Genomic DNA, 13,658 nt, shown 5'->3' with positions numbered 1-13,658 from the left:
AATGTAATACCTTAAATGGGGAGTTATCAAGAGAAATGTTCCTAAAAAATTTGAAGAGAGTTATCAAGGATAATAAAGAGATATTATTCATGTTATCGATTTTTATTATTGTATATTCCTTTAACTTAACAAAATATCCTAAATTGTGGATGGATGAGGCTTGGTTTATTAATCCTGCTTTTAACTTAGCTTTTCATGGTTTTTTTGGGACAACTATGATGCCTACTTTTCATAACATAGGTCATTTCACTTATTGGCAAATGCCATGCTATATGATCCTGCTCGCGATTTCTTTTAAATTAATTGGCTTTGGAATTTTTCAAGCAAGAATAGTAAGTGTACTCTTAGGTTTTTTCACAGTTTTATTTACTTACATGCTTGCACATGAACTATTCAGTAAAAAAGTGGGTTTGTTAGCTGCATTACTGCTTATTTTTAACCCTCTCTTCTTTACAGTTGCAAGACAAGTTAGAATGGATATTGCAGTTGCATGTTTTACTGTGATTGGTTTATATTTTCTAATAAAAGCATTGAAGACAAATAAATACAGTTATTACTTTCTTACAGGCATATTTGCAATTTTATCCTTTTTATCTCATCCTGATGGAATTTTTAGCATAATCAGTATAGTTCTTATCTACGGTATATGTAAGGTAGATCTCAAGAACCATAAAATCGAATTTAAACTAAAAGAGATATTATACTTAATTTTAGGACCTATCTTGCTTATAATGCCTTACTTATATTATATTTCTTGGGATTTTCAGGCATTTCTGGGCCAATACAAAGCCAATATTACCAGTTCAGCAACTACGCCTTTAAATAATATTATTTCAGAAGTAAACCGTTATGGGATCCTAATTGGATTTATCAAGGTTACAACAAGTTGGTTTGCCCTTTTATTAATAATTGCTGCTTTATACTTAACTTTATTAGCAAGTATACATCTTGTAAAAAATAGGGAAAAATTCAATTACAAATTTTTAATTATAGTTTTAGCCGTTCATGTAATCTTGCTTGCGGTTTTAGTGAGTCAAAAATACGCAATATGGTACTTTGGGATCATATTGCCCTATTGGTTTATTTTTATATCATTAATATTTAAGGTAAGGTTCAATTATAATAAAAGTCTTAGAACAATTATAACAGTTTTCCTAGTGACCATTCTCTTAATAAATACTTTTGGAGTTTTCAATATCATTTATTCAACTAAAAATTATGATTATCAAACTGTTCAACCAGAAATCCAAGGGTATATCCCCAATGGAAGTATTGTTATTGGAGACCCTGAATATTGGGTAACACTACACAATAATTACACTTACTATGATTATCATTACATGAATAATTCTGATCTTAGTAAATTAAAAGGAAGTTATATATTATATGACCGTTTCTGGAATTATTCAGTACATGACAAGTATTATTTGAGCTTTGGCCAAATTTTTGCAGAAACCCCAATATTTCTAGAAGATAATTGCACTTTAATTGGTGAAATACCTGTCAATCCAAGTATAAAACTATCACCAGTTTATATTTATAAAGTAAATTGATCAAATTAAATCTTTATTTTTTATTTCAACTAATAATATTCTTCTCATTTTTTTTAGATTTAAAATTTGAACCTATGAAACTTTAATATTATTTTAACATTCAATAGGATCTCATCAACTTTGGAAGTAAAGTATGGAAAAACATCAATCTGAAAATATTCGGTACCCATAACTGCATCCTGTGAGAAAAAGTAGTTCCTACGAACAATTTCAAAGTAATGTTGCTGAAACAGAATATACAACTAAAAATAACATAACAAGTAGTTTATCTTAAAAATTTGTTATCCTAATATCATTCAAAAAAAATGAATAATAAATTTCAGATTTTATTCCTTTGATATATTTTCAATCCTTCTATTTTATTTTTTGTTATCTCTTTATAATCTGTTAAATTAAGGTTAACAGATTGATCCCAGACAAAATAATAATCAATACCATTATCTTCTAGTTCCCTTTGTATAGCATTTGAATCCGTTGTATTTTTTGTTATTCCATAATATTTACTATCCCCATAATAAGATAAATGTAAAGTTGTTTCCCATTCCCCATTTGAAGCAATATTCCCCTGTATCCCATAATCTGTTGACAAAGTTTGACTCAAATTATAAGTTCCTTTTTCTAAATTAACAAATTGAACTAAGTTAATTATGGGAAAAACTACAAAAGAGAATACTAAAAAGACTATTAGAATATTTCTAGATTTTATATTAAATATCTGTAGATTATATGTTTTATTAACCATATAAAAAGCCATTATCAACAATAAAATACATATTAAGTATAAATATCTTTCTTCTACCAAAATTAAAACATATCCTCCACAGTATATTAGTAATGTTATTAATAGATAAATTAAAATATTTTTAGAGTCCCTAAAAACAGGTTTATTAATTAATATCAAACTGAACAAAATTATCAGTATAAAAAATATTGAAAAATTTTCAAGATATTGGATTATTTGGGCAGAATTTTCAATTATAATTTCTATCTGATACTTAAAGTCAGATGTTGAATAAAAAGGACTCCACTTTTCCATTTTAAGGTAAGAAGGATCCGCCCAAACGCTTACAGCATGGTTATTTGAAGGTTTTAAAAGGCCTTGATAATACATAGGATGTCCTTGAGATTCTGGACCAACCAAAGCTTGATTATAAGCACCTGAAGTTCCCATGCTTAATTCTCCATATTTATCACTTATTGCACCTATCCATACTCCACTTATAACAAAAAATATGGAAATCCCTAAAAGAAAGTTTTTCAACAAATTTTTCTTTTTCAGCTTTGAAGTTTCCTTGACATAATAGATCAAATTAAAAATAACAAAATGAACTATGAAAAAAGGTAGTGCATAACTTTTAGCTAAAAAAGCAGCTGCCCCTAATATCCCACAAAATAAGCCATTCGATAATTTATCAGGATACGTGGGGTCTAAAATAATGATTAAATAATATACAAGCAAGCAAGTGACTAACAAATCTGGTGTGATAACATTAAATGCAAATGACAATGTAACTGGTATCATAGTAACTAATATTGCCAATTTAAAAAGTCTTTGAATACCTAATTTTTTAGATAATTTATCCACTCCAATTATAGTGAAAAATCCCGCAACTAATGATATTATTTTAGCGGCGAATGATGCATGTAGTGGTGTTTTAGCAAATAATAAAAATGGAATTAATAACCAGGAAAACAAAGGCCCCCAATAACCATTAATAGCATCACTCCAATTTCCCATCACATAACTTTGAGCAATTCCAACATAGGAAATACCATCTGCATTTGTAATATATTGATAATAATTAAATAAAAATAAAGCTAAAAGAGAATATACAGCTAAAATAATGATTAAATCTTCGTTTTTTTTAAAAAGATGTTTATTCCAAATGATATCCAACCCCTTTAATAATATTATTCCATATATATCTATTTTAAATCTTTATTTATTCTATTATTACAAATAAGGAAGTTAAAACTGTAATCAAAAACTATTTTTTTAAAATTTAATTTTTTACTATCGGATTCCAATTAATTTTCTTCATGATACTCTTCTTCAGAATTAATTTGCCAGAGGTTATTTTTTGAAGTAACACCATTTACAATATTCTCAACAGCTTTCATTGCAGTTAACATAGAGTGATCCATATTGTTGTAGCGATGCATCCCATTTCTCCCCACAAGGAAAAGGTTTTCAAAACTGTCTGTAAATTCTCTAATAACATCAAAATTATTATAAGTTCCAAAGTAAGCAGGATAAGTTTTTTCCACCCTTATAACAGTACCATCCAAAACATCCTCCGGATTTGTTATATCTATTTTAGAAAGTTCATCAATGGCGAAGTCTATGAATTCTTCATCACTCATATTCCATAGTTCGTCACCCTCATTGCAGAAATATTCAAGGCCGATCCATATTTTTTTAGGGTCTTTTGCAAGATAAGGGCTCCAATTATTAAATATTTGAATTCTACCTAATTTTACATCCCTTTCTTGTATGTAAATCCAATTATCAGGAACTATGTTGTTTACAGTCGGATTCTTAGTTTCATTTTTTATTTGAAGTTTATCTAAAAGGAGACCAACTGTTATAAAATCTCTGTAAATTAACCCTTCAGCAGTTTTAGCAACCCTTTGTGGTACTCCATGATCAAATGCTGCTATGAGATCTTTTACAGGCATTGTTGAGAAAAAATAATCTGCAACTTGTGTCTCAATTTCTCCAGTTTTCTCATCTCTAATTTTAACCTCGGAAATATTATTTTCAGTATGCATTATTCCAACTATCTTCTTATTATAATTTATCTGCCCTCCATTTTCTTTTATTATTTGGGCAACTGCTTCCCACATCTGCCCGGGCCCAAATTTTGGGTATAAGAAGTGGTCAATAAGGCTAGTTTCGACTTTCTTCTGTGAAATAGATTTATCATGAAAAAAACGAGTTTTAATTGCGTGAAAAACTGCTTTTTTTATTGAAAGTCCTTTTACACGTTGAGATCCCCAATCTGGAGCTATTTTATAGCAAGGAGTTCCCCAAACCTTTTCAGTGTAATCTTTGAAAAAAGTATTGTAAAGTTCCACTCCAAAACGATTGATGTAAAAGTCTTCAAGGGATTCTTCATGTTTTATTGGACTTATTGATGATTTAAGATAACTAAAACCTATTTTTATAGTTCTTTTTATTCCAAGATTTTTAAATGTAGTGTAATTTAGTGAAACAGGGTAATCAAAGAAACTGCGAAGAAAAAATATCCTAGAAAGTCTGCTACGATTTAACATGACTTCATTCTCTTTTTCAGGATCAGGAGCATTTAAATGCTCTTTTTCAGAGGATCCTATGGCGTTGTTGAAAGAAATAGGCACATTTCTACCTAAAATTAGGTCATCCCTTGCTGGAGCTCCCTGTATGGACATTATGTTAAGCCACCAGTTCATAACCTTGTCAGATTTCGAAAAAAACCGGTGACCCCCAATATCCATCCTATTACCCTTATAATTAACAGTTTTTGATATTCCACCAACTTGATTCGTTGCCTCATATATTACTGGTTTTATATCACTTTTATTTAATAATTCATAGGCCGCTGTGAGCCCCGCTGGACCAGCACCTACTATAATCGCTTTTTTTTCACTCATTTAATTACTCCTAATGAATTAACTTTACTTAAAGAGTAAATATTTTCTGGCAGAAAAATTCCATATCAGTACAATTATTGCAGATATTATTTTAGAAAACATATAATAAATCTGCACATTAGCTGTAAAACCCCATATAATGAATTCATTAATTCCAAGTCCAACTATGCCAATTAAAGCAAATAGTCCGAACTCTGATACTTTATTATCAAGAGTATGATTGTCGAAAACCCACGTTATGCTCAAAATGTAGTTGGCTACAAGGCCTAATATGAATGCTATTGCGGCAGATAAGAGATAGTATACTCCAAGATATTCTGTAAGATAGTAGAGTGATCCAAAATCCAAAAGAAATGCAACTCCACCAACAAAAGTATACCTAAAAAATTGAATCAATGTCTGATCTGTACTCTCTTTTAAAAGTGTTTCAAATTGAATCTTCATTGGTTTCACCAGCACTCTCTGTTGTTAATATCACCATGCAAACTAAAGATAGTTATTATTACAAAATAATCGTGTAATGTAAATAAAAGATAGTCTTTTATTATTTATAAGCAAACTCATAGGTTTAGTCAATTATTCTTGAGTTATAGACCAAATTTTATTTTTTAATAAATAACATTTTAAGATAAAAAGGAAAGGATTTTTTAAACTGAAAGAATATAAAATTTAATAATAAGGCTACTCTTAATGAAAAGTAGTCATATCATAGATTGATTTAGGTCAAAACATGACAAACCTCAAAGATTTACTGTTTGCATCCAAAAATTCCAAAACACTCTCAAATTCAAAACTGGATGAGAATGTGACTCTGGGAATAAAATACAAAAGGATGTCCAGATCTCCAGAAATCGGAAAGAACGCAGTTATCCGTTCAAACACTGTTATATACAACGATGTTGAGATTGGGGATAACTTCAGAACGGGCCATGGGACCACCATCCGTGAGAAAACCAGAATCGGTGACAACGTTCTCATAGGGACCAACAGCGTGATTGAAGGTTACTGCACCATTGGAAATAATGTGAGCATACAGTCCAATGTTTACATACCAAAAAACAGCACCATTGAGGATTACGTGTTTATTGGTCCATGTTCATGTTTCACAAATGACAGATATCCAATAAGGACAGATTATGAACTTAAAGGCCCTGTAATTCGCAGAAATGCATCCATAGGTGCCAATTCCACTTTTTTATCAGGCATTGAAGTTGGTGAGGGTGCAATGGTGGCTGCAGGTGCAGTTGTTACCCGTGACGTGCCCCCATATTTCCTTGCAATAGGCACCCCTGCAAAGATAAAGCCCCTTCCAAAGCACTTCAAGGTTTTGAACAAAATAGAATAAATAAAAGTATGAATCAGATTATATCTTATTTTAAAAAGGATTAATAAAACTAAAATTAGGTTTAATCCCCAAAATAAACACTCTCATTCAACCTCGGAACCATGGCCATCAATACGCACTGCTCAGTGTTACCAACCCTGTCCAGAAGCCCATGGGTTAAATGGCTCACAGCCCCTGTCTTCTCACCCAGGTTGGAAATTCCTGTAACCTCATCCATAACATCACCTACTTCACGTCCCTTTAAAACTTCTTCTATAACTCCGGGTGGATATTCAAATCCTGAACTCACACCAAGGGTTACCCTGTTGCCGTCGAAGATTGCACACCACTGCAGGTCTATGTAACCCGTTATTGAGGAGGGTGTTTCCATGAGCCCAGATTCTATGCCCACGCTCAGGTCAACATCACGGGAATGAGCATTTTTAGCCCTGTTAACTGCACCTTTTATGGTCTGATCCAGTCCCAAGGGTTGTGAAGGTACCCCTGAATCCACATCAACACCATAAACCTGGATATCCTTGTAAAAGTTTTTTAGAACATTCTCCGTTGCCCTGATCTTAACTGGGTTTCTGGATCCAACTGCAACCTTCATAGGGATTCCTCCAGATTTGAAAAAAAATAACTGAAAATTTGAAAAAAGATCATTGATCATCCATTATAATTGATCCTTCCCTGTCTATTTCCCCCTTTCGTATCCTCGTGGATGAAATGGGCCTTCCATCCTCTGCAAGCACCATTCCAATACTTAGAATGTCAAGGGCCTTCATCCCATTTTCACGCCTTATCCTGTTTATTTCAAGGGCTGTGGGTTCTGTTTCTTCACTCACAACGATGGCATCTATTTCTTCATCAAAGATGGTTGTTCCGTAGGGTTCGTTCAACTCCTGTATATCATAATCTGGAGGTTTTTCCTGGAGAAGAGATCTTAAATTGGACATTCGTATTTTGCATGGTTCAATTTTGCCCTTTGCCCCTCCAAATTCATTTGAAGTCACACCGATCACAACGTAACTGCCTATTTCAAAGGCCTTATCAACAAGCTTCCTGTGACCTTCATGGAACTTGTCAAATGTTCCGCCAACTGCCACTTTCCTGTAGGGTTTATCATTCATTTGGACCATTCCTTTGATTTTAATTGATTCACTTTTAATGAAAGTTTTAATTCATGAATATCCTTATCTTTTAAAAATTTAATGAAATTTTAATGTAACAGTTTAGAAGGGAGGGTTAATATCCATTTTTACAAGCTTAAACCACACCCTCCAATATTAACTTCAATCCGATATCTTGATTATGTATCTTGTTTAGATTATAGATTATGCTCCAGGAACACAACGTTGTTTTGAAAAATCCCAGAAATGTTGAGGTGAACTTCGCATCATGCTACCCCAACCTCTACCGCAGTGCAATGTCCTCGCTGGGTTTCCATATAATCTACGACTTCTTAAACTCCAGGGAAGATATTTACTGCCAGAGAGTTGTTTATCCCTATGCAAGGAGTCTTGAAACCAGCACTCCCCTGAAAAAATTTGATGTGGTGAGTTTTTCACTTCAGTACGAACAGGACTACGTTAACGTGCTTAAAATGCTGCGTGATGGAGGTATTCCCGTGAGAAAGGAGGACAGAACTTCTGATGATCCTCTGGTAATTGCTGGGGGTCCCTGTGCAAGTTCAAATCCCCTGCCAATGTCAAGGTTCGTGGACCTCTTCGTGGTTGGAGAAGCTGAAGTCATCCTGGACAACGTTCTTGACAGATTCATGGAACTTGAAAAGCCCAGAGAGAATCTGGATGCCTTCCTTGATATACCTGGAGTTTACCTACCTGGAAACCCTGTTAAGATCCAGGTTGTGAAGAAAATGGAAGATGCCTGGCACCCTGTAAGGCAGATTGTTCCTGAAACAGATGATAAAGAGTTTTTACCCGCCTTTGGGAGGTCCTTCCTCCTTGAGGTTTCACGCGGATGCGCAAGGGGCTGCAGGTTCTGCATGGCAGGGTGCATGTACAGACCAAGGCGTGAAATGCCCCTGAAAAAGCTCTTTGAAGTGGCTGAAAAGGGCAGGAAAGCCACTGGGCTCAGTAAAATAGCATTGATAGGGGCTGCAGTTTCAGACCACTCACATATAGAAGAAATCTGTCTGGGTCTTTCTGAGAGGGGTTTTCAGGTCACAACTCCCTCGCTGAGGATTGAGTCCATTTCAGATGAATTATTAACCATACTGCGTGAGAGCGGACTTAAAACTGTTACAATTGCCCCAGAATCCATATGGAAGCTGAGGAAGGTTGTTAACAAACCCATAACTGATGAAAAACTGATTGAAACCATTCAAACAGCTTTTAAACATGAGATGAATGTTAAACTTTACTTCCTCATGGGCCTTCCATTGGAAACATCTGAAGACCTCAGATGTATGGCACATTCCATTAAAAGGTTGAGTAAGTTATCCACGAGAAGTAATGCATTTCGTGTGAGTGTGAATCCATTCATACCCAAACCCCACACACCCTTCCAGTGGGAAAAATTCGATTTTGACGTGATAAAATCAAATGCAAAGTACCTGAAATCAGAGGTAAACCTTAAATCCTTTAAGATGGAGAGCCCTAAAAATTCACTCATACAGTACGTTCTCTCAAATGGGGGAGAAGATTTGGGGGATTTCATAGAAAGATCCCTGGAAAAAAAGGTTCCAATGAGGGAGTGGAAGAGATTTGGGGCTGAAATAGATCCCAAGAAAGGTTTTCCATGGCACGATGTAGACGTTGGAGTGAGTGATGCCTTTCTTAAAAAAGAACATGAAAAAGCCCTTAATGGAAATATAACCCCATGGTGTGAAACCTTCGGCTGTTACAACTGCGGTTCCTGTGATTAAGTTCCAATATCATGATTAAATATTTTAATTCCAATTCCAATTCCAATTCCAATTCCAATTCCAATTCCAATTCCAATTCCAATTCCAATTCCAATTCCAATTCCAATTCCAATTCCAATTCCAATTTTTTTATTTTCAGCATGACAACACGTCCATGTTCAATGATCAAAAAATTAGTTCACATGGAACCCGAAACCTATAAATATTAGAATATATAATAAAAGAGAACTTACACTAATATGAAATTGTTGAAGTCAATATTTAAATTGGGTTTCTAGTTTTTTTCTGTATTTTTTAATGGAATTATGTTCCTTGTTGATACAGATGATATGCTCATTTTATTTTATAGGGAGGCATTGAAGATGAATTATTAACTCCTAATGTGGCGATGTGGCATTCACGACCTACTGCAAAGCAAGGCGTGGAAAAATCCATGAAACCGAGTAGGAGGCGGTTATATTAAGGGAAACTTATTCAGGATATTCGTTATCCTGTCATTAACATTACTATCAGTTAGTCCTGCCATTGCAGGAACCAACCAACCATACAATGTGTCTGTTACAGGTAAATACGTAACTGCGGTGGCTAAGGCAACAGGTAGCCACGGGGTTTGGGCCTATGAGAAGGGCACATTCTTGAATTACTGTCCTCAGTGTCACAGTTACGGTACTTTAAGCTACAGTAAGTACTGTGACGGTGGACAGTGGACCTGTTCCAATTGTGACTGTGACTACGACATGCAAACTGGATGGGAGAAGATCTCAGGTACGAGTTTAAGATTAACACCTTACACCATCCAAACTACGGCAAAAAGCAGTGCAAAAAAAACCAGCACAAAAACAACCACAGACAAAACCAGCACCACAAAAACAGTTAATAAAAACCATAAAACAGTGCAAGCTATCAGCATAATACAGTTAACCTATAAAGAACCACTGGTAAAGGAAAAGAAAACTGTAACAGTTCCTAAAACAACGAAGAGCACTGAGATCGATGCAGAGAGTGAAAGTTCACAGATTGGATCGGGAATACTGGTGATGTTAGAACATCAGATGAAATTCAAACTGGGCAATCACTGATTGTTACTGGTTTGAATAAACTGAAGAAATAAATATTAATGTGTACCCAGGTACATGGATCATGTCCTTGAAGTTGAAATCAAGATATGATCAACCATATTCTTTTTTTGAACCTCAATAACCTTTTATTTCCCATTATATTAAATAAAATCAACATAGAAGGTTTAAATTCTTCTTAAGGTCAGCAGATTCAATTTTATTCTTTAAACTATCCTGAGAATTTATTATTATTCTTAATATTATTATTCTTATTTACTATCCACACACTGCATATCAATTCAAAACCGTGCATAGGTCTTAAAATGGAAAATTATAGCATTTAAAGAGAGGAATGCATTAAAACTTCAACTGCGGGAGAAAAAGAGTACGTAGATTTTCCTCAAGATACTGTAAAGATGTACTAAAAAATGGGCTAAAGCCTTCTCAGGATACATGACCCACCGTGAGAACATACCCCTTCCCATGACCATGTCACGTTTTACAGCTTCAATCTCTTCTCCTGTAGCATACCTCCAGAATATGGGTATTCCCAGGGCTATGAGTACAACCCCTGTAACTATCTGGTTCAGATTGCACTGGGTCATCATGTAGATACATATGAGAATTCCTAAAGCTGGTACTATCCATGGGAGTTTTATTCCACCTTCAAACTTCTTCCTCAATGGGAAGACAGATACGCAGGTTAAAAGGTAACAGAAGAGAAGTGTGAATACAGAGATAACTATGAGCTGGCTTATGGTTCCAAAAATAGCAGCTACAAGGGTTACACTGTTTTGTACAATGAGAGAAACGTAGGGTGTGCCGTACTTTGGATGGACCTTGGAGAATGCCTGGGGTAAAAGACCATCTCCTGCCATTGCATAGGGTATCCTTGCAGAGGATAGGATTCCTGCCTCATCAGATCCTGAAATGGAAAATAAGGCACCCAAAGTCAGGAAAATAGCCCCTATACTCCCCATAACAGCATATCCTGCCAGTGCAAGGGGTGCAGATGATGCTGCAAGTTCCTTCCACGGAACAGTGCCTATGATAACGAAGTTGGTCAACACGTAAAAAAGGGTTACAATACCCATGCCCATTAATATTGCCCTTGGAATGGTTCTTTTTGCATCTATTATTTCATCGGAAGGTACTGTCACAAGTTCAAAGCCCACATAGGCCCAAAATATAAGTACAAGGGCACTTCCAAGCCCTCCAAATCCAAGTGGAGATACTGGTGTGAAATGGGATACAAGATTGGAGGGGTTGAGAATGAAAAATGCAATCCCAATCAGGGTTAATATGAATATGGGTGCAATTTTTAAAACCGTTAATACGTCGTTGAGTTTTCCTGCCCCTTTAACTCCCCTGTAGTTTACAAAGGTTAAGAAGAGTACGAATAGAAATTTTATCACTGTCTGCTCCCATCCAGACATTGCAGGATAGAAGTAGAGGAGGTACGATACAAATGCCAGTGGAAATACTGCTATGGCACTCCACGCAGATATTAAAAGAGACCATCCCGCCAGAAAACCAGTTAAATCTCCAAAGGCTTCCCTTGCATATGAGTATGGGCCCCCAACCCTTGGAACTAATGATGAGCATTCAGCAAAGCACATTGCTATGATTATTGCCATGAATCCTGCGATGATCCATGCAAATATTGATGATGGGCCCAGAAATCCGGCTCCGAAGGATGCTGCGATGTATATATCCGCCCCAACTATGGTTCCAACCACAAGACTCACCACATCAAAAAGGCCCAGTGAACGTTTCAATCCAGATTCAGACATGTTCCCTATTTATACAATCTATGCTAAAAATAAATATGGTAATGCTTATGAAATATTCAAAAAGAGTTGAGTCAGTTAGTTTATCCGGAATAAGGAAGATGTTCGAACTTGCTGGGGAAAATACCATAAGTCTGGGACTTGGAGAACCAGACTTCAACACCCCAGCCCATATAAGGGAAGCAGCCAGAAAGGCCCTTGACGAGGGATTAACACACTACACAGTGAACAAGGGAATCCCTGAGTTGAGGGAGGCCATTTCAAAGAAGCTGGATCAAGACAATCATATTCAAAAAGACCCTGAATCCATAATAGTGACTGTTGGTGCCAGTGAAGCCCTTTTCATGTGCATGCAGGCCCTTGTGGATGAAGGAGACCATGTGCTTGTTCCTGATCCTGGTTTTTTATCCTACGCAGCATGTGTGAAGCTTTCAGGAGGGGTTCCAGTACCGATAAAACTTGAAGAAAGTACTGAATTCAGAACAACCCCTGAAACCGTGCTTGAAAACCTAACAGATAAAACAAAGGCCATAGTCCTGAATTCTCCCTCCAATCCAACAGGTGGGGTTATGAAGAAGGAAGATGTTAGGGGCCTGGCTGAAATTGCAGATGATCATGATATCACCCTCATATCCGATGAGATATACGAGAAGATCATCTACGATGAGAAGCATTACAGTCCTGGAAGCTACTCTGAAAACGTTGTGACCATAAACGGGTTTTCAAAGGCCTATGCAATGACAGGGTTCAGGGTTGGTTACACGGCAGCAAGTCCAGAGTTAACTGAGGAACTTTTGAAGGTTCATCAGTACACCACTGCCTGTGCAACTTCCATATCCCAGAGTGCGGCCCTTGCAGCCCTTGAAGGACCCCAGGACAGTGTGGGTGAAATGGTTGGGGAATTCAGGAATAGGAGAGATCTTCTTCTTAAACGTTTGAAGGATCTTGGAATAGAATGTCCAACTCCAAAGGGTGCTTTCTACGCATTTCCAGAGGTACCTGAATCTGAAAAGTTCGTTGCAGAGGCCTTGAAGAGGGATGTTATAACTGTTCATGGAAGTTCCTTTGGAAAGTATGGGCAGGAAAATGTTAGATTGTCCTATGCAACTTCCCAGGAGAACATCAACAGGGCAATGGACAGGCTTGAAGATTTGAGAATTGATTGATCATGGATTGGTTAATCACAATAAGAGTCCATGAAATTCCTTATTTTTTAAAATAATCCTTAAATTTTTTATAATTTTCTAGTTTTTTCAACTTTTTTATGGATTATACTTTCTTTGTGAATTATGACTTCAGGATCCCATGTTTTTTATATTTACTACTCAGGTTCATTCCTATTTTTTAGAGAGAATGATCAGCTGATCACTCCTATCTTTTAAAAAAAATAATTAATATAGTCCATATTTG

General features: G+C 35.7%; 11 protein-coding genes. 5 read left to right on the top strand and 6 right to left on the bottom strand.

The genetic code is table 11. The features are described 5' to 3' along the window. The first annotated feature begins 35 nt into the window (after positions 1-35). Positions 36-1,553: an ArnT family glycosyltransferase gene (locus J2756_RS00305; protein ID WP_209580960.1), complete on the top strand. Its 1,518-nt coding sequence runs from the start codon at positions 36-38 to the stop codon at positions 1,551-1,553. 319 nt (positions 1,554-1,872) lie between these two features. Here J2756_RS00305 and J2756_RS00300 read toward each other — a convergent pair whose 3' ends face one another. The 3 genes from J2756_RS00300 to J2756_RS00290 all read right to left on the bottom strand — a co-directional run bounded on the left by J2756_RS00300 (position 1,873) and on the right by J2756_RS00290 (position 5,630). Continuing rightward, a complete protein-coding gene (locus tag J2756_RS00300; protein ID WP_245315848.1) occupies positions 1,873-3,450 on the bottom strand; it encodes a glycosyltransferase family 39 protein in 1,578 nt (525 codons plus the stop codon). 131 nt (positions 3,451-3,581) lie between these two features. Then, positions 3,582-5,186, bottom strand: coding sequence for an NAD(P)/FAD-dependent oxidoreductase (locus tag J2756_RS00295; RefSeq protein ID WP_209580957.1), 1,605 nt, complete (start codon positions 5,184-5,186; stop codon positions 3,582-3,584). A 24-nt stretch (positions 5,187-5,210) separates the two neighbouring features. Further along, positions 5,211-5,630 carry a GtrA family protein gene (locus J2756_RS00290; protein ID WP_209580955.1) on the bottom strand — a complete coding sequence of 140 codons (420 nt, stop codon included), beginning with the start codon at positions 5,628-5,630 and terminating at the stop codon, positions 5,211-5,213. A gap of 286 nt (positions 5,631-5,916) precedes the next feature. Here J2756_RS00290 and J2756_RS00285 point away from each other — a divergent pair, with 286 nt between their 5' ends. Further along, on the top strand, positions 5,917-6,531 hold the full coding sequence (locus tag J2756_RS00285; protein WP_209580952.1) for an acyltransferase: 615 nt from the start codon (positions 5,917-5,919) through the stop codon (positions 6,529-6,531). Between the two features lie 61 nt (positions 6,532-6,592). On the opposite strand, the gene yjjX is transcribed toward J2756_RS00285, so the two are convergent. Together yjjX and J2756_RS00275 are read right to left on the bottom strand one after the other, a co-directional pair. Then, positions 6,593-7,123: an inosine/xanthosine triphosphatase gene (yjjX, locus tag J2756_RS00280; RefSeq protein ID WP_209580949.1), complete on the bottom strand. Its 531-nt coding sequence runs from the start codon at positions 7,121-7,123 to the stop codon at positions 6,593-6,595. 49 nt (positions 7,124-7,172) lie between these two features. Continuing rightward, positions 7,173-7,643, bottom strand: coding sequence for a phosphopantetheine adenylyltransferase (locus J2756_RS00275; RefSeq protein WP_209580946.1), 471 nt, complete (start codon positions 7,641-7,643; stop codon positions 7,173-7,175). Between the two features lie 206 nt (positions 7,644-7,849). Here J2756_RS00275 and J2756_RS00270 point away from each other — a divergent pair, with 206 nt between their 5' ends. Next, a complete protein-coding gene (locus tag J2756_RS00270; protein WP_209580943.1) occupies positions 7,850-9,400 on the top strand; it encodes a radical SAM protein in 1,551 nt (516 codons plus the stop codon). A gap of 551 nt (positions 9,401-9,951) precedes the next feature. Continuing rightward, entirely contained in the window at positions 9,952-10,479 is a 528-nt protein-coding gene (locus J2756_RS00265; protein WP_209580940.1) for a hypothetical protein, read from the top strand. 344 nt (positions 10,480-10,823) lie between these two features. Here J2756_RS00265 and J2756_RS00260 read toward each other — a convergent pair whose 3' ends face one another. Beyond that, entirely contained in the window at positions 10,824-12,251 is a 1,428-nt protein-coding gene (locus tag J2756_RS00260; RefSeq protein WP_209580937.1) for an amino acid permease, read from the bottom strand. A gap of 47 nt (positions 12,252-12,298) precedes the next feature. Here J2756_RS00260 and J2756_RS00255 point away from each other — a divergent pair, with 47 nt between their 5' ends. Further along, positions 12,299-13,414, top strand: coding sequence for a pyridoxal phosphate-dependent aminotransferase (locus tag J2756_RS00255; RefSeq protein ID WP_209580934.1), 1,116 nt, complete (start codon positions 12,299-12,301; stop codon positions 13,412-13,414). The last annotated feature ends 244 nt before the right edge of the window (positions 13,415-13,658 follow it).

Origin of the sequence: Methanobacterium aggregans (genome assembly GCF_017874455.1) — an archaeon.
Taxonomy (GTDB): Archaea; Methanobacteriota; Methanobacteria; order Methanobacteriales; family Methanobacteriaceae; genus Methanobacterium_C; species Methanobacterium_C aggregans.
The sequence above is the reverse complement of the archived record's forward strand: the minus strand, read 5'-3'. Positions and strand labels throughout refer to the sequence as shown.